The sequence below is a fragment of the Actinomadura kijaniata genome, assembly GCF_014138665.1.
Lineage (GTDB): Bacteria > Actinomycetota > Actinomycetes > Streptosporangiales > Streptosporangiaceae > Spirillospora > Spirillospora kijaniata.
Genome location: NZ_JACJIA010000010.1, coordinates 22,453 through 43,594, shown reverse-complemented (window position 1 = coordinate 43,594; position 21,142 = coordinate 22,453). Strand labels below are relative to the sequence as shown.

The following is a 21,142-nucleotide window of genomic DNA, read 5'->3' as shown; positions in this document are numbered from 1 at the left end:
GAGGCGGTGGTACGGCGAGGAGAATCCCGGCGCGGATGCGTACTTGGAGTCGGGCGGCAACGGAAAGGAAGCGAGGCGTGTCATGAGTGGCAAGAGGATCGGCCTTGATGAGCTGGAGGCCTGGGCCGAGAGGAACGGGCGGTACGCGCCCGGGGTCACGTTGCTGGCGGTCGTCGCGGAGGAGCGGCTCGGGCACGGGCTGGGGAGACTCACCCCAGAGGAACTGCGGACCCTCTTAACCGAGGTGTATCCGGAGGAGCTGACGGTCGCCGGACGGGACGCGGCGGCCGTGGTGCTGGAGAACGTCGGCGATCTCATCGACTTCCTGGTCGAGACCGGGCGGATGGAGGCGACCGCCGCGGTGCGGCTGTACCAGGAGCTGGTGCGGTCGGGAACGTGGTTCGTCGAGGCGGTCGAGGCGCTGGCGGTGAAGGAGGTCACGCCGCCGTGGCCGCCCGTGCGGCTGCCGGAGGAGGGCGGGCTGGCCGCGTTGGTGGCGGCGGCTCCGTTGGCCGGGGTCCTGCTCGCGCTGGCGGAGTGGACCGGGGACGGCCGGGAGATCGGCGAAGGCGGCGAGCTGACGGAGGAGGGGGCGCGTGCCGCCGGTGAGGCGGTCGGGGTCGGTGACGCGGCGGAGCTGCGCCGGTTGTGGGAGGTGGCGTGCGATGCGGGGATCGTGGAGATCGACGCGGTGCGGGGCCTGGCCCGGCCGGGAGCGGGAGCCGAGGGGCTGCGCGGTGGCCCCGGAGCGGTCCTGGACGCGTGGCGGCAGGTCGTGCTCGCACTGCTGTTTCCCGGGGCGGCGGTGCACGAGGGCGGTACGTCGGTGGTGTGCTCACTGCTGATGGGCCTGTTCGAGCGGCGGGCGCCGGTCACGGTCGCGACCGTCCGGATGGAGCTGGAGGGGTCTCCGCCGATCGGTGAGGTGGAGGCCGCCGCGGGTGAGCTGGAGCGGGCCGGGCTGCTGGTGCGGTCCGGGGCGGAGCTGTGGCTGTCGCCGCTCGGGACGTGGGCCGCTGTCGTGTTCGTCGCGGCCATCGTCGGTGAGGACGTTCCGGTGCTGGGCGCGTACGCGCATGTGGGAGCGGCGGAGCTGCTGTACGCGATGCGGGGTTACGCGGAGTCGGAGCGGCGGGAGGAGCTGGCCGGGTGGCTGGCCGGACGCGGAGAGGAGGCGGGCGCACGGGAGATCGCGGGGGCGCTGGCGGAGGTGAGCCCGCTGGCTCGCCTGATCGGGCTGAGCGTGCTCATCGAGGACCTCGGGGAGGCGGGCCGGGCCGCGTTGGAGATGTTCAGGGACGATTCGTTCCTGGGGCGGCTGGTGACGTTGACGCTGGCCGCGCGGGGCGAGTCGTTCGAGTCGGCGAGTTCGGTCGAGGGCTCGTCGTGGGTGCTGGTGGACATGGTCGCGGCGGGGCTGGAGCTGTCCGGCGACCCGTTCCTGTCCATGGAGGACTGCGAGCCGACGGGCATCGTGCGTGTGGTCCGGAGCTTCGGGTCCGGTGGCCATCCCTGGACGGAGGCGGTTCTGGAGGCGATGGCGGAGTCCGCGACCGCCCCGGAGGTGACGCGGGCGGCGCGCGAGGAACTGCGCCGCCTCCGGAACGCCTCGCAGCGGCCTGCCGGCATGCCGGAAAGCCCCTTCGGCAAACGGAGGAAGGGAGACGACAAGAACAGCTCCCCGTGAGGAGACTCCGGCTGGCAGGGCCACTCCCGACTAGAACACCTCTCGGCCGGGCCCGCTCTCGACGAGACCTCGCGCCCAGGGCGCCTTCCGGAAAGGCGCCTCCCGGGGAGGACTCCGTCTGGTTACAGCCCTTGCTGCCGCCGAAGAGCGGTGCCGCATGGACGGGCGCTCGCGGCACCGCTCCAGGGCGACCCTGCCGACACATGACCACTGCTCACGCCAGCCCATCCTTCACGTCGGCCCATCCTTCACGTCGGCCCGCCCTTCACGTCGGCCCGCCCCTCACGTCGGCCCGCCCCTCACGTGCCGGGTCGCCCTTTACGGGGAGCCGTGCGGTTGGGATACGGATCTGCGGAAGAGGAGAGTTTGAGCAGGTAGAAGGAGCCTTTCATGCTGCCGGTCTCTGACGGTTCTTCAGAAGCGGCCTGCTTTTCCCGCCGAGATCCATGCAACGAGAACGTGTGCGTGTAGCCGATGGCTGCGTGCCGTCTATCGACGATGGCCGTCCGAGCGGCGATGGTGCTGTCCGGAGTGCGCAAGAGCGCGTTGGTGGAATCGCGACAACAGTTCCATGCTGCGGGGCGACAACGCGGGAGGCCGGGGGGTGAGCTGCGGAGTTGCTGGTCCATGAGGTCGAACAGCTCGGTCTCGAGTCGGCTTCCGGAGCGGACGAACGCCGTGTCATCGTCCGGCGTGCCCCCACGCACAGGCGTCCGGGAAACTTGTCGGAGCAGAGCGTCCACCGGCTGTCGGCTGCGTCCCTGACCAGCATCGTTCCGGTGCCGCCGTCCCGATGGATGACGGCCTCGGTGATGCGCAGCAGCCGTCGGGGTTCGACATACCAGGTTGACGGCTCAGGCGAACCCGGAATTCCGTCGAAGTCCTCTCGCCGCCGCTTGCGGGCATGGGTGCTCTTCGTCACCTGGCCATCAGGGAGGCAGGACCACGAACTCGATCACGGCAGGTGAGGGACGTCGAGCGAACAGGGCTCTGAACGCCCGGATTTCCCGGCGGGGATTCGCACTCGGAGCTGGTCGGTGCGTGGGGGGCGCTTCGTGAGGGGTCGTTTTGCGGGCGGGGGGTGGGGAAGGTCGCGGGGGGATGGTGATCGTTTGTTGGGCGTGTTCGGGGGGTCGGTGGCCGAACCGAAGATCGTTGACTGTTAAGGTAAGCCTTACCTATCTTCGACCATGGTTCGCTCACCCGCTGGGGGCCTCGTGACGACCGCAGTCGCCGTTTCCATGACCCGCGCCGATGTCCTGTGGGACACCTACGCGCGGCTTGGCGACGCGCTCGGGCCTCTCGTACGCCTGAGCCCCCGGCTCCGGGTAGGCGGCGAGCCGGTCACCGGTGAACGGCTCGTCCAGGACGGACCGCTGCGTGAACGGCTCGTCGACGCCGCGCAGCGCCGGATCGCGGATGACCATGGCGTGACCCCCCGGCGCGACGTGGCGGCCATGGACGTGCTGCACCGGTACGCCTTCTTCGCCACGGTCTCCATGAGCGGTCCCTGGTTCCTGGAGCGGCGCGTGCCGTGGGTCGGCCTGGACGGGATCGCCTACAACGAGGAGTCGTCCTCGTTGGCGGTCTCCCCCGCGCGCGTCGACTGCCTCCCGGACGACCCGGTGGCGGGGAGCCCGGGGACGCGCGTCGTCGCGGACGAGGAGCGGCTGCGCCGGGAACTGCGTGGCGCGGTGGCCGCTCACCTCCAGCCGGTGCTGGAGGCGTTCCGTCCCCTGATGCGCCGAGGACCACGGGCCATGTGGGGCCTGGCCACCGATGAGCTGGTGGAGGGCCTTTGGTACGTGGGCCGGGTCGTCGGAGAGGAGAAGCAGGCGGTCCGCGCCGCCGAGGAACTCCTGCCGGGCGGCACCTCGCCTTTCGTGGGCGCGACCGGGTTCCGTTCCTGTGGGGACGAGGAGGGGAGCGGAGGCGGCGAGACCACACGCACCCGCATCAACTGCTGCCTGTGGTACACCGTCACCCCGCAGAAGCCCTGCGCGACCTGCCCGCGCCGCACCCGTCCGTAACGCGCGTCCGTAAGACGTCCCAGGCGTTCCACGTTGCGTCCGACTTCGTGCGGTGCCTGGCCCCTCGTGTCCGGATTGCTCACGAGATGTTCTCGTCACTGGGGTACGGGCGGTTGAGGCTACGCACGTCTGGATGAGCTGTTGCCTGGGGCGCGATCTCTCTTCGCAGGGGCCAGGTGCGATCCGCCCACGTCGTGTGTGTTCGTGAGGTGTTTCACGATGTGCGTAACCACGCCGCGTGGTGTTCGTTTGCTGGCGTGCGGACCGCTCGGAGGTGGCTCCCGGGGGAAGGCGGGGGCGGTGCGTGTTGGCGCGGTGGCGTTTCTCACGTTCGAGATCGGGTCGGACGTCGTTCTGTGGGCTGAGCGCGGCCGCAAGTGGCCATCAGGTGTTCGGCGCGTCCGGTGCGCGAGCGGATGACCGGGGTGAGGTCGCACGCGAAGGCCGGGTGAGCCCTGTGGGGCTCACCCGGCCTTCGTCGCGCGGTTACCGGGTCAGGCTCGGGCCGCGTCGACCTCGTAGGTCTTGGCCACGTCGTCGAGGACCGCGTTGGCGCCGTAGAGGCCCACGGCGATCATCCAGGTGATGTCGTCGACCTCGTGGACCTTGCCCTTCAGCTGCTTCCACAGCGGGTTGGCCTGGAACTTCTGCTTGCTCTTGGCCGAGGCGCCCTGCGGGTCGGGGAAGGTGGTGACGAAGATGTCGTCGGCGTCGACCTTCTTGATCTGCTCCTCGGAGATGTCGGCGTTGAAGCCGGTGCCCTGGGCGTCCTTGGGCTTGTCGAAGCCGAGGTCCTTCACGATGACGCCGATGTAGGTGTCCTCCTTGTACAGGCGCGTCGGCCCGTCCACGAAGCGCACGACGGAGACGGCGGGGTTGGCCCCCTTCTTCTTGCGGACCTCGTCGCCGATCGTCTTGGCGCGCTTCTCGTAGGCCGCGACCTTCTGCTCGGCCTGCTGCTCCTTGCCGAGCGCCTTGCCGACGAGCCGCAGGTTGTCCTTCCAGGTCGCGCCGGTGTCCTCGGTGAAGACGGTGGGCGCGATGCCCGAGAGCTGCTTGTACAGCTTCTCGTGGCGGACCTTGGCCGACAGGATCAGGTCGGGCTTGAGGGCCTGGATCTTCTCCAGGCTGGGCTCCTCCAGCATGCCGACCGGGGTCGCCTTGCCCGCGTACTTGGCCGCGTCGCCGCCGAAGTAGGGCGGCAGCTTCTCGTTCGGGGCGGCGAAGGTGGTGTAGCCCACGACCTCGGTGCCCAGCGCCAGCGAGGCGTCGACGAAGGTCATGTCGAGCGCCACCACGCGCTTGGGCTCGGCCTTCAGCTCCGTCTTGCCCATGGCGTGGTCGATGGTGCGGGGGAAGGCGGTGCCGGCGGCGCCCGAGGGCGCGTCATTCTTGCCGGCCGCGTCGGAGCCGCCGCCACAGGCGGAGGCGGCCAGCAGGCTCGCGGCGACGGTGACGGCTCCGAACGTGCGGCTGAAACGACTGAGCCAACGGGCTCTCATCGGCGGATCCCTTCTTCGGTCACATTGTGCGGGATAAGGATAGGCTCGCCTAAGTTTCAGATACGTCGCCGGGGAGGGGATCGTGACCGAAGCGCTACCTGCGCCGCCCACGAAACGTGGGCGGACACGGCAGGTCGCGTCCGAAAGCGCGACACGGCGGGGGGTGTGGACCGTCGTTCTGGTGAGCGGGCTGGTCCTGGCCGTCATGCTGAGCATCGCGCTGGGCGCCGAGCCGCTCAGCCCGGGTGAGATCTGGCACGGGCTGTGGCACGCCTCGGGTTCCGAGGGCGACGTCATCGTACGGTCGCTGCGGCTGCCCCGCACGGTGACGGCGGTCGTCGCCGGTCTCGCGCTGGGCGCCGCCGGGGCCCTGATGCAGGGGCACACCCGCAACCCCATCGCCGACCCGGTCGTGCTCGGCATCAGCGCCGGCGCGGGCATGGGCGTCGTGGCCTCGATCTTCCTGGTCGGCGTCACCGGCCTGTACGGCTATGTGTGGTTCGGGTTCCTCGGCGCCGCGCTCGCCGGGGCCGGGGTGTACGCGGTGGGCGCGCTGACGCGCGGCGGCGCGACGCCGGTGACGCTGGCGCTGGCCGGGGCCTCGGCGCACGCGCTGTTCACGGCGCTCACCGCCGGGATGGTGCTGTTCGACCGGCAGGCGCTGGAGACCTACCGGTTCTGGACGGTGGGGTCGGTCAGCGGCCAGCCTCTGGAGCTGACGGTGAAGGCCCTTCCGTTCATCGTGGTCGGGCTGGTGGTGGCCGCGCTGAACACGCCGGGGCTGAACGCGCTGTCGCTCGGCGAGGACGTGGCGCGGTCGCTGGGCGTGCGGGTCGGGCTCAACCGCGCGCTGGGCATGACGGCGGTGACGCTGCTGACCGGGACGGCGGTGGCCGTGTGCGGGCCGATCGGGTTCGTCGGCCTGGTCGGCACGCACATCGCCCGGTACCTGTCGGGGCCCGACTACCGCTGGATCACCGCGCAGGCGGCGCTGATCGGGGCGGTGCTGATGGTGGCGGCCGACACCCTCGGGCGGCTGGTGGCCCGGCCCGGTGAGCTGCAGGTGGGCATCGTGCTGGCGCTCATCGGCGCGCCGGTCTTCATCCAGCTGGTGCGGCGGCGCGGGGCGGTGCGGATATGAGTGTCGTGCCCGGACGCGCGGCCCTGCGCGTCGGTCCGGTCTCCGCTCCGTGGCGGCCGCGTACGGTGCTGGTCCCGCTGGTGACGCTCGGCGTGCTGTTCCTCGGGGTGGTCGTCAACTGCGGGCGCGGTGACATCGACATCCCGTTCGGTCAGGTGGCCCTGGCGTTGTTCGGCGGCGGGGACGAGGCCGACCGCCTGGTGGTGACCGGGCTGCGCCTGCCGCGGTCGGCGACCGGCGCGCTGGTCGGGGCGTCGCTGGCGCTGGCGGGGGCCATCATCCAGGGGCTGGGCCGCAACCCGCTGGCCAGCCCCGACATCCTCGGGATCACGGCGGGCTCGGGGGTGGGCGCGGTGACGGTCATCGTGTTCGGCGGCGCCTACGGGGGCGTCGGCGGCGCGGTGGCCGACGTCGGCATCCCGGTCGCGGCGGCCGTGGGCGGGCTGCTGGCGGCCGTGGCCGTCTACCTGCTGGCCGTGCGGCGCGACCTGTCGGGGTACCGCGTGCTGCTGGTGGGGGTGGGCGTCAACGCCGTCCTCACCAGCGTGCTGTCGTGGCTGCTGCTCAAGGCCGACATCGTCGACGCCGGGCGCGCGCTGCTGTGGCTCAACGGCAGCCTCAACGGCGCGTCCTGGGACACCGCGCGGGCGCCCCTGTGGGCGCTGGTGGCGCTGCTGCCGGTGGCCCTGGCGCTGTCGTTCCCCTTCGGGGCGCTGGCGTTCGACGACGACACCGCGCGCGGCCTGGGCGTCCGGATGAACGCGACCCGCGCGGTGCTGCTGCTCACCGCGGTGCTGCTCACCGCCGCCGCGACGGCCGCCGCCGGTCCGATCGCGTTCGTGGCGCTGGCCAGCCCGCAGCTGGCGGTCCGGCTGGTGCGCGCGGGTTCGCCGCCGCTGCTGGCGTCCGCGCTGGTCGGGGCGGCCGTCACGGTGTGGGCCGACGTCCTCGGCCGCACCGCCTTCGGGAGCGTCGAGCTGCCCGTCGGCATCCTCACCGCCGCGCTGGGCGCGCCGTATCTGCTGTACCTGCTCGTTCGAAGCGGAAGGGCCCGCACGTCATGACCGACACCACCCCCACCCGGTCCGCGAGCGCCGCGCCGCCGGAGGAGGCCGGCCCCTCGGTGCGGCTGCGCGCGCAGGGGCTGACGCTCGCCTACGGCGACCGGACGGTCGTCCACGAGCTGGACCTCGACGTCCCGGACCGGACGGTCACCGTCATCATCGGGCCGAACGGCTGCGGCAAGTCCACGCTGCTGCGGGCGTTCGGGCGGCTGATGAAGCCCGCCGCCGGGTCGGTGCTGCTGGACGGCCGGCCCGTCCACCGCATCCCCACGCGGGAGGTCGCCGAACGCGTCGGGCTGCTCCCGCAGTCGCCGATGGCGCCGGAGGGGCTGAGCGTCGCCGACCTGGTGGCGCGCGGGCGTCACCCGCACCAGACCTGGTACCGGCGGTGGTCCTCCGACGACGAGGCCGCCGTCGCGGAGGCGCTGCGCGCCACCGGCATGGTCGAGCTGGCGGGGCGGACGCTGGACGAGCTGTCGGGCGGCCAGCGGCAGCGCGCGTGGATCGCCATGGCGCTGGCGCAGCAGACGGAGCTGCTGCTGCTGGACGAGCCGACCAACCACCTGGACCTGGCGCACCAGGTCGAGGTGCTCGACCTGGTGCGCGACCTGCACCTGACGATGGGCCGGACCGTCGTGATGGTCCTGCACGACCTGTCGCTGGCGGCTCGCTACGCCGACCGGCTGGTGGCGATGCGGCAGGGGCGCGTGGTCGCGCAGGGGACGCCGTCGCAGGTGCTCACCGAGGAGCTGGTGGAGGAGGTCTTCGGGCTGCGGGCCCGCGTGCGCGTCGACGAGGAGACCGGCGCGCCGCTGGTGATCCCGCTGAGCCGCCACACCGGGCTCGTCGAGGGGCCCCGGGACGAGCGGATGTGAGCAACGACGCGGGGACCGGGGCGTCCGGCCGGTGGACGACGGCGCACATTTTGCTAGGTTAGCCTTACCTAAGTCTGCGGGCGGTGAGCCGCCTCCTTCCCAGGCTTGTCCCCGCCAGGCTTGCCCCGGCCCTCCCGTCCCCGCTCGTGACCGAAGGATCCCCCATGCTGCGTGCCCGTCTCCTCGACCGACAGGCGCAACGTGAGTCCGCCGCCCGGACCTACGCGCGGTCCCTCCCGGTGGCGCCCGTCTCCGCCGCCGGCGCCCGCGTGACCGGAGCCGACGGCCGCGCCTACCTCGACTGCCTCTCCGGGGCGGGCACCCTCGCCCTCGGCCACAACCATCCCGACGTGGTCGCCGCCCTGCAGGAGGCGCTCGGCTCGGGCGCCCCGCTGCACGCCCTGGACATGATCACCCCGCAGAAGGACGCCTTCAGCGGCGAGCTGCTGCGGCGGCTGCCGGGCACCCTCCGCGACAACGCCAAGCTGCACTTCTGCAGCCCCGCCGGGACCGACGCCGTCGAGGCGGCGCTCAAGCTGGCCCGCAACGCCACCGGACGCCAGGGCGTGTTCGCCTTCACCGGCGCCTACCACGGCATGACGCTCGGCGCCTCCTCGGTGTCCGGCCCCGGCCGGATGCGGCGCGGCTCGGCCGCGTTCGGCCCGGCCGAGGCCCAGCCCGTGACCCGGCTGCCCTACCCCTACGGCTACCGCTGCCCGTTCGGCGTCGGCGCGGACCGGGCGGGCGAGCTGTCGGCCCACCTGATGGAGAGCTACGTCACCGACCCCAGCAGCGGCGTCGGCACGCCCGCCGCCGTCATCCTGGAGGTCGTCCAGGGCGAGGGCGGGGTCGTGCCCGGCCCGGACGCGTGGCTGCGCGAGGTGCGCCGCATCACCGCCGAGCACGGCATCCTGCTCATCGTCGACGAGGTGCAGACCGGAATCGGCCGCACCGGCGACTTCTGGGCCTGCGAGCGCGCCGGGATCACCCCCGACATCCTCGTCACCTCCAAGGCCGTGGGCGGCGGCCTGCCGCTGGCCCTGATCGCCTACCGGCCGGATCTGGACACCTGGCAGCCGGGCGACCACACCGGCACCTTCCGCGGCAACACCCTGGCCATGGTCGCCGGGGAGGTCACGCTGCGGACCGTCGCCGAGCAGCAGCTCGCCGAGCGCGCCGCCAAGCTGGGCGAACGCCTCCGCGCCGGGCTGCGCGAGCTGGCCACCGAGCACCCGCAGATCGCCGAGGTGCGCGGCCGCGGCCTGATGATCGGCGCCGAGCTGGTCGACCCGGCCGCCGAGCCGGACGCCCGGGGCTCCCTGCCCGGCGACCCGGCCTTCGCCCGCGCGCTCCAGGCCGCCTGCCTGGAGCACGGCCTGATCCTCGAACTCGGCGGGCGCGGCGACAGCGTGCTGCGGCTGCTGCCGCCGCTGGTCCTCACCGACGAGGAGGCCGACTCGGTGCTGCACCGCATCGCCGACGCGCTGGCCGACGTCGCCGTGGAGCGTGCCGCGTGAGCGAGACCGCCCGTCCCGACCCGATCCGCCCCGACGCGACCGCCGATCCGGCCGCGCCGCACGCGCTGCGCCGCCTGGCGTCCGTCGCGCTCGACGCGCTGGCCGACGGCGCCGCCGCGCGCGGCGGGCCGCTGCCCGCCGGCGGCCCGGAGGCGGTCGCGGCCCGCACCCGCGCCCGGTGCGTCCCGATCCTGCCCGAGGAGGGCCTGCCGGTGGAGGAGGCGCTGTACGGCGTGGCCCGCGCCGCCGCCGAGGGCGCCGCCGACCCCTCCGCCCCCCACTGCGTGGCGCACCTGCACACCCCGCCGCTCGCCGTGGCCGCCGCGGCGGACCTGGCGGCCTCCGCGCTCAACCCCTCCATGGACTCCTGGGACCAGGCGCCCGCCGCCGCGGTCGTCGAGGACGAGGTCACCGCCGTCCTCGCCCGGCTGGTGTACGCCGGCCGCCCCGCCCCCGACGCGGTCATCACCAGCGGCGGGACCGAGTCCAACCTGGTCGCCCTGCTGCTGTTCCGGGAACGGGCGCTCGCCGCCGGGGCCCGCGCGCCGCGGGTGTTCGTCGGCGCCAACGCCCACCACAGCGTGCGCCGGGCCGCGTGGCTGCTCGGCCTTCCCGAGCCGGTGGTCGTCGACTGCCCCGGCGGCCGGATGGACCCCGCCGCGCTCGGCCGGGCCCTGGCCGCGCACGCCGGACGCGACGGGTCCCCGGCGCTGGTGGCCGCCACGGCCGGGACGACCGACGAGGGGCTGGTCGACCCCCTGCCCGAACTCGCCGAGGTGGCGCGCGCGCACGGCGCCGAGCTGCACGTCGACGCGGCCTACGGCGGACCCCTGCTGTTCAGCGAACGGCTGGCGCCGCGGCTGGCCGGGATCGAGCACGCGGTGTCGGTCACCTACGACCTGCACAAGCTGGGATGGCAGCCGGTGGCCGCCGGGGTGCTGGCGGTCGCCGACACCGCCCTGCTGGAGCCGCTGTCGCTGACCGCGGACTACCTCAACGCCGACGACGACACCGAGGCCGGGCTGCCGGACCTGCTCGGCCGCTCCATCCGCACCTCGCGCCGCCCGGACGCGTTGAAGATCGCGGCGACGCTGCGGGCCCTGGGCCGCCGGGGCATGGGCGGCGCGGTCGAGCACTGCGTCGGGGTGGCCGAGGAGTTCGCCCGCGCCGTCGACGCGCATCCGGCGCTGCGCCGCCACGCGGGCTCCCCCGGCATCAGCACCGTGCTGTTCCGGCCGGTGGCGGCCGACGCGCTGGCCGCGACGGCGGGCGAGGAGGCGGGCGACGAGCTCGTCGCGGGCATCCGGCGGGAGCTGCTCGCCGAGGGGCGGGCGGTCCTCGGCCGGGCCCGGGTCGCCGACGGCGACGGACGCCGCCGCCTGTGGCTGAAGGTGACGCTGCTGCACCCGCGCACCACCGCCGCCGACCTCGACGCCCTGCTCAAGCTGGTCGCCGAGCGGGCGGAGAACCCCGCCCCGGCCGGTACCGGCCACTAGCGGCCCCGTCCCCCAGCCGGGGACGCCCGGCGGCCGCGCGCCGCCGGACGCCCCCGGCCGACCCCCGGAGAAGGACCATGACCGAACTGCTCACCGACGCGGGCCCCGCCCCCGCCTCCCTCCCGAACGCCCCGGCCCTGCGCATGGAGCGCCTCGACGGCCCGGCGGCCGGGGAGCGGCTCGCGCTGTGGGTGGACGCCTACGAGGACGTCTACGCCCACGCGCTGGACCTCAGCGACCACAACGACCCGCCGATCGGCGAACGCCTGGAACGCCACCGCGGGCGGCCCGGCTTCGAGCTGGTCGCGGCCTTCGACGGCGAACGCGTCGCCGGGTTCCTCTACGGCTACACCCTCCCCGAGGACTCCCTGTGGTGGGAGGGCCTCACCCCCGCGCCCGACCCGGAGTTCGTCCGCGAGCACCCCGGACGCACCGTGGGGCTCTGCGAGCTCCTGGTCGGCGTGCCCTGGCGGCGGAGCAGCGTCGCCGCCACGCTGCTGGAGTCGTTCCTGGCCCACCGTCCGGAGGAGCGGGCCGCCGCGCTGGTCACCGACGGCAACGCCGTCGTCCTCGGCCGCTACGCCGCCTACGGGTTCACCCCCGTCGGCACCATGGAGCCCTACCCCGGCTGGCGCCCCCACACCATGATCGTGCGTTCGCTGCGCCCGGCCTGATCCGCGCCGCGCGCCCGTCCCTCCCCGCGTCCCCTCCCACCAGCAAGGCAGCCGTCGTGTCCATAGAACTCCCCCCGTCCGCCGCGCCCCGCTCCGCCTACCCCGCCGACGTCGTGCCCGCGCACGTGCGGCGGCGCGTCCTCGACCTCGCGCGGGCCGGGACGCCGGTCGCGGCCTACCTGTACGACGGCCGGGTCGCGGCGGGGCGCGCCCGCGAACTGCGCGCGGCGCTGCCCGCGTGGGCGGCCGTCTACTACGCGGTCAAGGCCAACGCCTTCCCGGGGATCGTCGAGGCGCTGGCCCCGCACGTCGACGGGTTCGAGGTCGCCTCGCTGTCGGAGCTGGCCCTGGCCACCGCCGCCAGGCCCGCCGCGCCCGGATCCCCCGCGCCGGTCGTCGCGGCGGGACCGGCCAAGTCGGTGCCCGTCCTGACCGGGCTGGTCGAGGCCGGGGTCGAGGCGATCAACGCCGAGAGCCCGCTGGAGCTGCACCGCGTCAGCCGCATCGCCCGCGAGCGCGGCACGACCGCGCGGGTCGCGCTGCGCGTCAACCCCGCCGAGATCCCCGTCACCGGGTCCCTGCACATGGGCGGCGAGCCCTCGCAGTTCGGCGTGGCCGAACCGGACGTGGCCGACGCGGTCGCCCTCGCCCGCCGCCTGCCGGGCATCGACCTGGTGGGCTTCCACATCCACGCCGCCTCCAACAACCTCGACGCCGAGACCCACGCGACCTACCTGCGCTGGTGCGTGGAGTGGAGCCTCGCCACGGCCGCCCGGCACGGCGTGGACCTGCGGCACGTGGACGTCGGCGGCGGCATCGGCGTGAACTTCGAGGGCGAGAAGCCCTTCGACGTGGCCCGGTTCGGGGAGCTGGCCGCCGACGTCGCGGTGCCCGAGGGGGTGAGGGTGGCGCTGGAGCCCGGCCGGTTCCTGGTCGCCGACTGCGGCTGGTACGCCGCCGAGGTCACCGACGTCAAGCACTCCTACGGGCGGTCGTTCGCCGCGCTGCGCGGCGGCATCAACCACTTCCAGCTCCCCACCTCCTGGGACATCGTCCACAACGTCGCGGTCCTGCCCGTCGAGGAGTGGCCGGAGGACTGCCCGCGCCCCGAGGCCGCCGACACCCGCGTCACGTTCGTCGGCGAGCTGTGCACCCCCGAGGACACGCTGCTGCGGGACGTGCGGGTGGACCGCGTGCGCGCGGGCGACATCGCCGTGTTCCCCTACGCGGGCTCCTACGGCTGGGAGTTCGCCATGCACTCCTTCCTCGGCCACCCCGTCGCCGACCGCGTCCTGCTCTGACCGGGCCCCGCCCGTTCCCCTCCCCGGAGTCCCCGATGCCCCTTCCGCCGCCCCCGCCGACCACGGTCGGCCCCGGCCCCCTCGACCACCGGACCCCCGCCGGCGGGCCCGACCCGCTCGACCACCCCGACGCCGCGCGCGCCGCCGACGCGGCCGCCGTCGAGACGCTGCTGCGCGCCTACGTCCGGGAGACCGGCACCAGGGTGCCCGCACCCGGCCGCGACCTGCTGCTCGACTTCCCCGCCAGCGGCCTGCGGCTGAGCGTGCCGGTCCGGTACCGCTCGGCCACCGGCTGGCACCGCTTCGGCGTGCCGACCGTGCTCGGCACCGGCCGGGACGACGCGCCGCCCGCCGACGTGGCGCTGGTCGCGGCGGCGGCGGTCCGCGAGACCACGACCGGCCGCGGCCACCCCGCCCACCTGGGCGCCGACGCCGTCGGCCGCGTCATCGGCTCCGCCGCGCGGATCGCCGCCCACCTGGCGTCCCGCCGCGCCGAGCCCGACGGGGCCGCCGGGCCGACGCCGTTCCTGGACGCCGAGCAGGCGCTCCTGCTGGGCCACCCCTTCCACCCGGCGCCCAAGAGCCGCGAGGAGGCCACCGAACGGGAACTGGCCGGCTTCTCCCCCGAGCTGCGCGGCTCGTTCGCCCTGCACTGGTTCGCCGCCCGCCCCGAGATCGTGGTCGGCGACAGCGCCGACGGCCGCGCGGTGGCCGACCTGCTGCTCCCGCTGGCGGGCGGCGTCGACCTGCCGCCGGGCACCGTGCCGGTCCCCGCGCACCCCTGGCAGGCGCGGGAGGCGGCGCACCGGCCGGAGCTGCGGCGGCTCGTGGACGAGGGGCTGCTGATCCCGCTGGGGCCCGGCGGGGCGCCCTGGTTCCCCACCTCCTCGGTGCGGACGGTCCACCGGCCCGACGCCGAGGTGATGCTCAAGCTGTCGCTGGGCATGCGCATCACCAACTCCCGCCGCAACAACCTGCGCGGCGAGATGCGCCTCGGGGTCAGCGCCGCCCGGCTGCTGGCGGCGGGCCCCGCCGACTGGCTGCGCGCCGAGCACCCCGACTTCGCGATCCTGCGGGACTTCGCCTGGGTCTCGGTCGGCACCTCGGGCGCCGAGACCGGCCTGGAGACCGCCGTGCGCGACAACCCGTTCCGGGGCGGCGGCCGCGAGGGACTGTGCGTCGCCGGGCTGCTGGCCGAGCGGACCGGCCCCGGCGACGGGTCGGCGCCCCGGCACCGCAGCCTGCTCGCCGCGGCCGTGGCGCGGGCCGCCCGCGTCCACGGCACCACGGTCGCGGCGGCCGCCGCGCGCTGGCTGGAACGCTACCTGGACGTCCTGGCCGTCCCCCTGATCCGGTTGCAGGCCCGCTACGGGATCGCCCTGGAGCCGCACCACCAGAACACCCTGGTCGCCCTCGGCGACGACGGCCTGCCGGACGCGGGCTGGTACCGCGACAGCCAGGGCTACTACCTCGCCGAGTCCCGCCTCGGCGAGGTGGAGCGCCTGCTGCCCGGCGCGACCGACGACGTCGAGCTGGTCTTCGACGACGCCTTCGTCGACGAACGCGTCGGCTACTACCTCGGCATCAGCAACCTGCTGGGCCTCGTCGGCGCCCTGGGCTCCCAGGGCCTGGCCGACGAGGGCGACCTGCTGGCGGTGCTGCGCGCGCGGCTGGAGCGGCTGCGCGCCACCGAGCCCGGCGCCAAGGGCCTGCTGGACCTGCTGCTCGACGCGCCCGCGCTGCGCTGCAAGGGCAACTATCTCACCTGCGTGGACGGGCTCGACGAACTCGTCGGCGACGTGCACACCCAGTCCGTCTACATCGACCTTCCCAACCCCCTCGCGGAGGAGCGGCGTTGAACCCCCAGACCCCCCATGACGCCCCGCACGGCACCCCCTACGACCTCGTCGGCGTCGGCATCGGACCGTTCAACCTGTCCCTGGCCGCCCTCGCGGACGGCGTGCCGGACCTGAAGGCGCTGTTCCTGGACGCCAGGCCCGCCTTCTCCTGGCACCCGGGCCTGCTGCTGGACGGCACCACCCTCCAGGTGCCCTTCCTCGCCGACCTGGTCACGATGGCCGACCCCACCAGCCCCTGGTCGTACCTGAACTACCTGCGGCACCACGACCGGATGTTCCCGTTCTTCTTCTCCGAGCGGTTCCTGATCCCCCGCCGCGAGTACGACCACTACTGCCGCTGGGTCGCCGAACGGCTGCCCTCCTGCCGCTTCGACGCCGAGGTCACCGCCGTCACCTGGGACGACGCCGCCGGGGCGTTCGCGGTGACCCACCGGTCGGCCGACGGCGCGACCGAACGGGTGCTGGCCCGGCAGGTCGTCCTCGGCGTCGGCACCACCCCGGTGGTGCCCGAGCCGCTGCGGCCCCTGCTGACCGACGCGCACCGGGGCCGCGTGCTGCACAGCGCCGACTACCGCGACCACCGCGACACCCTGGCGGAGGCCGACGACGTGACCGTGCTCGGGGCCGGGCAGTCCGGCGCCGAGGTCGTCCTCGACCTCATCCGCCGCCAGGACGGGGACGGGCGCGGCGGCCCGTTCGTCCGCTGGCTGGCCCGCACCCCCGCGTTCGCCCCGATGGAGTACTCCAAGATCGGGCTGGAGCACTTCACGCCCGACTACATCCGCTACTTCCGCGGGCTGCCCGAGGAGCGCCGCGAGCGGCTGGTCCGCGAGCAGTGGCAGCTCTACAAGGGCGTCAGCGTCGAGACCCTCGCCGAGATCCACGACGAGATGTACGAGCGCACCATCGGCGGCGGGCGCCCCCGCGTCGACCTGCACCCGGGCGTCGAGCTGCGCGCGGTCGAGGCCGACGGCGACGGGTACGCGCTGACCTGCCACCACGGCCAGCAGGACCGCTCCTTCACCTTCCGCACCTCGGCGATCGTCGCGGCCACCGGCTACGCCGCCACCCGCCCGGCGTTCCTGGACGCCATGGGCGACCTGGTCGACTGGGACGCCCGGGGCCGCTACCGGATCGACGACCGGTACCGGGTCGCGCTCGACCCGCGCGTCGACGGCACCCTGTACGTCCAGAACGCCGAGATGCACACCCACGGCGTCGGGGCCCCCGACCTCACCCTCGGCGCCTGGCGCGCCGCGAAGATCCTCAACGCGGTGTGCGGGCGGACCGTCCTGCCGGTGCCCGAGCGGGCCGCCTGGACGACGTTCGGCGCGCCCGAGGGCCCCGCCGTCACCGGCTCCCCCGCCGCCTCCGGCGACGACGTGCCCGTCCCGGCCGAACGCCTGCCGGACCCGATCGGACCCCGGCGGTGACCCCTTCCCCGGCGGCCGGGAAGGCCGCCCCCGCGCGGCCCGGGGTGCCGCTGCGGGCCCTCCTGATCGCGGTGATCGCGCTGTACCTCATCGCCGAGACCGCGCTCGCCCCCTTCTTCCCCCAGCTGTTCGAGCGCCTCTACGACGTCGACGACCCCGAGGCGACCGGCCTGTACCTGTGGGTCTGCCGCATCATGGGGCTGGCCGCGCTCCCGCTGTGGGGGCTGGCGGCCCGCCGGTGGCCGCTGCACCAGTGCGTGGTCGCCGGGCTGTGCTCGGCCGCCGCGGTGGACGTGATGCTGGGGTTCGCGCCGAGCTACGTCGCCTTCACCGCCCTGTCGGCCGTCTCGGTGGCGTGCAACGCCGCGCTGCTGCTGGCCTATCCGGCCTTCGTCGCCGAGTGCACCCGGAAGGCGGCCGAGGAGCAGGGCGACGCCGAGCACGCCGAGCTGGCCGCGGTGCGCTCCATCGTCGTGGTGTTCCACGTGACGGCGGTGGCGGCGACCCTGGTGGGGGCGGCCGTGCTCGCGCTGCCCGACCCGCGCCTCGGCGTGTCGGCGTTCGCGGTGGCCGACGTGCTGCTGGCGGTCCTCATCCTGCGGGCGCTGCGGCGGCTGCCGTCCGGCGAGCGGCGGCCGGCGCCGTCGTCCGGGAACGCGGGCGGGGGGCGGGCCGCCGTCCCGCGCCGCCGCTGGTGGCTGCTGCTGGCGCAGGCGGCCCTGATCGGTGTCGCGTTCGACTTCGCGCTCGCCGTGGCGCGCCCGTTCTTCACCGAGTTCGCCGAGGGCCTCGGCAGCGGCTCGCTGGGCGGCGCGGTGCTGTTCTTCCTGCCGAGCCTGGGCGCGCTGGCGACGCTGCCGCTGGCGCGGCGCTGCCACGACCGGTTCGGCCACCGGCTGCTGCCGGTGGCGGCCACGGTCTGCGCGGCCGGGTTCGTGTGGCAGTACGCGGCCGACGGCCTGCCGGAGCTGGTCTGCGGCCGGCTGCTGACGGGGCTGGGGCTGGGCCTGGCGCAGGTGGCCGTGGAGATGCGGATGTTCCACTCCACCGGCACCGCCGGGCCCGCCTTCACCGCCGTGGAGACCGTGCGTTCGGCCGGGCTGCTGGCGGCCCCGCTGGTGTCGGCGGCCATGGTCTCCCACGGCCTGGCCCTGCCGCTGACGGTCGCCGCCGCGGCGCTGCTGTGCGTCGCCGCGGCCGCCCTGCCGCGGGCGCGGGCGTCCGGTCCCCCCGCCCCCCTTCCGGCCCCATCCGACACCGCTTTCGCCGCCGTCCCCGGCGAAGCGCCCGTGCACGCCTCCATGCGAGTCAAGGAGTACGACCGATGAATCCCGTCACCCGAGACGCCTGGGCCGAGGCGGGCCGCCGGCTGCTGGTCAAGGCCGTCGAGGAGTTCGCCTACGAGGAACTGCTGGTCCCCGAGCCGGACCCGGCGGGTGGCGCCGGCGCCTACCGGCTGGAGTTCGGCGACGGCGTCCGCTGGACCTTCCGCGCCGCCCGCGGGACCTTCGGCACCTGGCGGCTCGCCGGGCCGCCCGCGCGCCACCCCGCCCCCGGCGACGGCGAGGCGGGTCCCGAACGGTTCCTGCTCGACGCCCGCGGCGTGCTCGGCTGGGACGGCCCCACCACCGCCGAGGTGCTGCGGGAGCTGACCGCCACCCGGCGCGCCGACGCCGGGTCCCTGGCCCGCGCCCTGCCCGCCGCCGACCTGGCCGACCTGGACCACCTCGCCCTGGAGGCCCACCAGGACGGGCACCCCTGCATGCTGCTCAACAAGGGACGGCTCGGCTTCTCCGCCTCCGACTCGGCGGCCTACGCGCCCGAGACCGCCGCGGCGGTCCGCCTGGTCTGGGCCGCCGTCCATTCCGGCCTCGCCGGCTACTCCGGCGTCCCCGGGCTGGACGCCGAGACCCTGCTGAAGGAGGAGCTGGACGAGGAGGTCCGCGAGCGGTTCGCCGCCGCGCTGGCGGCGGCCTGCGCCGGCGGCCCCCACCGCCCGGCCGACTTCGTCTGGATGCCGGTCCACCCGTTCCACTGGGACGAGGCGGTGGAGACGCTGTTCGCGCCCTACCTCGCCGAGGGCCGCATCGTGCGGCTCGGCGAGAGTCCCGACCGGTACCGCCCGCTCCAGTCGATCCGCACCCTCGCCAACCTCGACCACCCGCACCGCCGCAACGTCAAGGTGCCGCTGCTCATCCGCAACACCCTGGTCTGGCGCGGCCTGTCCACCGAGCCCACCTCCGCCGCGCCGGACGTCACCGCCTGGCTGCACGGCGTCCGCGCGGCCGACCCCTACCTGCGCGACGAGCTGGTCTTCCACCCCCTCGGGGAGGTCGCCGCCGTCGCGGTGCGCCACCCGCTGTACGAGTCGGTCGGGGACGCCCCCTACCGCTACCACGAGCTGCTCGGCGCCGTCTGGCGCGAGCCCGTGGACGCCCTGCTGGGCGACGGGCGGCGCGCCCGCACCATGGCGGCCCTGCTCAAGGTCGGCTCCGACGGCCGCGCCCTGGCCGCCGAGCTGGTCGCGCGCTCCGGGCTGCCCGCCGACCGGTGGCTGGAGGCGTTCCTGTCGGCCCTGCTGCCCGGCCTGCTGCACTACCTGTACCGGTACGGCGTCGCGTTCTGCCCGCACGGCGAGAACACCGTCGTCCTCTACGACGAGCGGGACGTCCCCGTCGGCATCGCCGTCAAGGACTTCGCCGAGGACGTCAACCTGCTGCCCGGCGACCACCCCGAGTACGCCGGCCTGCCCGAACGCGCCGACCGCGTCCTGCTGCGCTGGCCCGCCCACGAGCTGGCCCACTCCCTGCTCAGCGCGGTCTTCGCGGGGCACTTCCGGTTCTTCGCGCCGCTGGCGGCCGAGCACCTGGGCGTCCCGGAGCAGGAGTTCTGGGCCATGGTGCGCCGGGAGGTCGAGCGCTACCACGCCCGCTTCCCCGAGCTGGCCGACCGCTTCGCCGGATTCGGGCTGCTGGCCCCCGAGTTCGACCGGGTCGCCCTCAACCGCGAGCAGCTTCTCGGCGGCGGCTTCCACGACCGCGCCGAACGCGACGAGGGCTTCGACGTCGTCCACGGCCGCGTCGCCAACCCGCTCGCCACCGCGCTCCCCGAGGAGAAGTGATGTCCGCCCCCTCCTTCGACCCTCTGCGCGCCGAGGCCGAGGCCGGCCGCCTGGAGGAGGTCGTCGTCGCGGTGCCCGACCTCCAGGGACGGCTCCAGGGCAGCCGCCTGTCGGCGCCCTACTTCCTGGACGAGGCCGCCGGCGACGGTTTCAACGCCTGCGTCTACCTGCTGGCCACCGACGTGGAGATGGACACCGGCCCCGGCTACGCGATCGACGCCTGGCAGAGCGGGTTCGGCGACTTCGTGCTGCGCCCCGACCCCGGCACCGTCCGGCTGCCGCCCTGGGACCCGGGCACGGCCGTGGTGCTGGCCGACGCCTCCTGGCCCGACGGGCAGCCGGTGCGGGTCGCGCCCCGCCGCGTCCTGCGCGAGCAGCTCGACCGGCTCGCCGCCCTCGGCCTGACCGCCCTCGCCGGGACCGAGCTGGAGTTCCTGGTGTTCGGCGAGTCCTACGCGCAGGCCTGGGAGCACCGCTACCACGGGCTGCGGCCCGCCACCCGGTACAACGTCGACTACTCGTTGCAGGGCCTGGAGGGCGTCGAGCCGCTGGTGCGGCGCGTCCGCCGCGAGATGACGGCGGCCGGGCTGCGGATGGAGACCGCGCGGGCGGAGGTCCACCCCGGCCAGTACGAGATCGTCTTCCGGTACGACGAGGCGATGCGGACCTGCGACAACCACGTCTTCTTCAAGAACGGCGTCAAGCAGATCGCCGCCGCCGAGGGCCGCGCGGTCACGTTCATGCCCAAGTTCGACGAGGGCGAGGGCAACTCCTGCCACGTCCACCTGTCGCTGCGCGGCACCGACGGCGCGGCCGTGCTGGCCGACCCGGCGGCCGGGGACGGCATGTCCGACCTCATGCGGCACTTCATCGCCGGGCAGCTCGCGTGCATGGCCGACTTCGCGCTGCTGATGGCCCCCAACGTCAACTCCTACAAGCGGCTGCGCCCCGGGGCGTTCGCGCCGACCGGCATCGGCTGGGGCCGCGACAACCGCACCTGCCCCGTCCGGGTCGTCGGCGCCGGTCACTCCCTGCGCATCGAGCACCGGGTGCCCGGCGGCGACGCCAATCCCTACCTGGCCGTGGCCGCGATCATCGCGGCCGGGCTGCACGGCGTCGAGAACGAGCTGCCGCTGCCCGCGCCCCACCGGTCCAACGCCCTGGCCGACCCGGCGGTCCCCCGCCTGCCCGGCACCCTCACCGAGGCCCTGCGCCGCTGGGAGAACAGCCCCGTGGCGGGGAAGGTCTTCGGCGACGACGTGGTCGGGCACGTCGCCCAGGCCGCGCGGGCCGAGCTGGAGGCGTTCGAGGGCGCGGTCACCGACTGGGAGCGGGTCCGGGGCTTCGAGCGGCTGTGAGGCGGGCCCGCGGGACGAGCGCGGCAAAAGAAAAGGGTGCGGGAGCCGTCCCCCCGGCGACCCCCGCACCTTGACGCCGTGTTG

The 21,142-nt window shown here is 74.7% G+C and carries 16 protein-coding genes; 14 read left to right on the top strand and 2 right to left on the bottom strand.

The window, feature by feature from the left end; all coding sequences use genetic code 11:
* Positions 1-82 precede the first annotated feature (82 nt).
* Positions 83-1,687 (top strand): hypothetical protein, encoded by a 1,605-nt coding sequence (locus HNR61_RS31705; RefSeq protein WP_182846836.1) that lies wholly within the window; start codon positions 83-85, stop codon positions 1,685-1,687.
* 1,199 nt (positions 1,688-2,886) lie between these two features.
* On the opposite strand, the gene HNR61_RS31700 is transcribed toward HNR61_RS31705, so the two are convergent.
* On the bottom strand, positions 2,887-3,114 hold the full coding sequence (locus tag HNR61_RS31700; RefSeq protein ID WP_182846835.1) for a hypothetical protein: 228 nt from the start codon (positions 3,112-3,114) through the stop codon (positions 2,887-2,889).
* A 3-nt stretch (positions 3,115-3,117) separates the two neighbouring features.
* Between HNR61_RS31700 and HNR61_RS31695 the strand changes: the two genes are divergently transcribed.
* Complete coding sequence (locus HNR61_RS31695) at positions 3,118-3,717, top strand: iron-sulfur protein (RefSeq protein WP_182846834.1); 600 nt, start codon at positions 3,118-3,120, stop codon at positions 3,715-3,717.
* A gap of 494 nt (positions 3,718-4,211) precedes the next feature.
* Here HNR61_RS31695 and HNR61_RS31690 read toward each other — a convergent pair whose 3' ends face one another.
* Entirely contained in the window at positions 4,212-5,219 is a 1,008-nt protein-coding gene (locus tag HNR61_RS31690) for an ABC transporter substrate-binding protein (RefSeq protein WP_182846833.1), read from the bottom strand.
* Between the two features lie 181 nt (positions 5,220-5,400).
* Between HNR61_RS31690 and HNR61_RS31685 the strand changes: the two genes are divergently transcribed.
* From HNR61_RS31685 to HNR61_RS31630, 12 genes are all read left to right on the top strand, one after another.
* Entirely contained in the window at positions 5,401-6,360 is a 960-nt protein-coding gene (locus HNR61_RS31685) for a FecCD family ABC transporter permease (protein ID WP_312898191.1), read from the top strand.
* The gene (locus HNR61_RS31680; protein ID WP_182846832.1) at positions 6,357-7,424 is read left to right on the top strand and encodes a FecCD family ABC transporter permease; all 1,068 of its coding nucleotides are present in this window, start codon (positions 6,357-6,359) and stop codon (positions 7,422-7,424) included. The genes HNR61_RS31685 and HNR61_RS31680 overlap by 4 nt, the downstream gene beginning before the upstream one ends.
* Positions 7,421-8,299 (top strand): ABC transporter ATP-binding protein, encoded by an 879-nt coding sequence (locus HNR61_RS31675; RefSeq protein ID WP_182846831.1) that lies wholly within the window; start codon positions 7,421-7,423, stop codon positions 8,297-8,299. Before HNR61_RS31680 ends, HNR61_RS31675 begins: the two co-directional genes overlap by 4 nt.
* Positions 8,300-8,463: 164 nt before the next feature.
* The gene (locus HNR61_RS31670) at positions 8,464-9,816 is read left to right on the top strand and encodes a diaminobutyrate--2-oxoglutarate transaminase family protein (RefSeq protein WP_182846830.1); all 1,353 of its coding nucleotides are present in this window, start codon (positions 8,464-8,466) and stop codon (positions 9,814-9,816) included.
* Positions 9,813-11,312: a pyridoxal phosphate-dependent decarboxylase family protein gene (locus HNR61_RS31665; protein WP_220510048.1), complete on the top strand. Its 1,500-nt coding sequence runs from the start codon at positions 9,813-9,815 to the stop codon at positions 11,310-11,312. Before HNR61_RS31670 ends, HNR61_RS31665 begins: the two co-directional genes overlap by 4 nt.
* Before the next feature lie 77 nt (positions 11,313-11,389).
* Positions 11,390-11,986, top strand: a complete 597-nt coding sequence (locus HNR61_RS31660; protein ID WP_182846829.1) for a GNAT family N-acetyltransferase — start codon at positions 11,390-11,392, stop codon at positions 11,984-11,986.
* Between the two features lie 56 nt (positions 11,987-12,042).
* Positions 12,043-13,287, top strand: coding sequence for an alanine racemase (locus HNR61_RS31655; protein ID WP_312898190.1), 1,245 nt, complete (start codon positions 12,043-12,045; stop codon positions 13,285-13,287).
* A 35-nt stretch (positions 13,288-13,322) separates the two neighbouring features.
* Positions 13,323-15,146, top strand: coding sequence for an IucA/IucC family protein (locus HNR61_RS31650; RefSeq protein WP_182846828.1), 1,824 nt, complete (start codon positions 13,323-13,325; stop codon positions 15,144-15,146).
* Positions 15,143-16,579 carry a lysine N(6)-hydroxylase/L-ornithine N(5)-oxygenase family protein gene (locus HNR61_RS31645; protein WP_182846827.1) on the top strand — a complete coding sequence of 479 codons (1,437 nt, stop codon included), beginning with the start codon at positions 15,143-15,145 and terminating at the stop codon, positions 16,577-16,579. The genes HNR61_RS31650 and HNR61_RS31645 overlap by 4 nt, the downstream gene beginning before the upstream one ends.
* Positions 16,576-17,907, top strand: a complete 1,332-nt coding sequence (locus tag HNR61_RS31640) for an MFS transporter (protein WP_182846826.1) — start codon at positions 16,576-16,578, stop codon at positions 17,905-17,907. The genes HNR61_RS31645 and HNR61_RS31640 overlap by 4 nt, the downstream gene beginning before the upstream one ends.
* A complete protein-coding gene (locus tag HNR61_RS31635; RefSeq protein WP_182846825.1) occupies positions 17,904-19,700 on the top strand; it encodes an IucA/IucC family protein in 1,797 nt (598 codons plus the stop codon). Before HNR61_RS31640 ends, HNR61_RS31635 begins: the two co-directional genes overlap by 4 nt.
* The gene (locus HNR61_RS31630; RefSeq protein ID WP_182846824.1) at positions 19,700-21,058 is read left to right on the top strand and encodes a glutamine synthetase family protein; all 1,359 of its coding nucleotides are present in this window, start codon (positions 19,700-19,702) and stop codon (positions 21,056-21,058) included. The genes HNR61_RS31635 and HNR61_RS31630 overlap by 1 nt, the downstream gene beginning before the upstream one ends.
* The last annotated feature ends 84 nt before the right edge of the window (positions 21,059-21,142 follow it).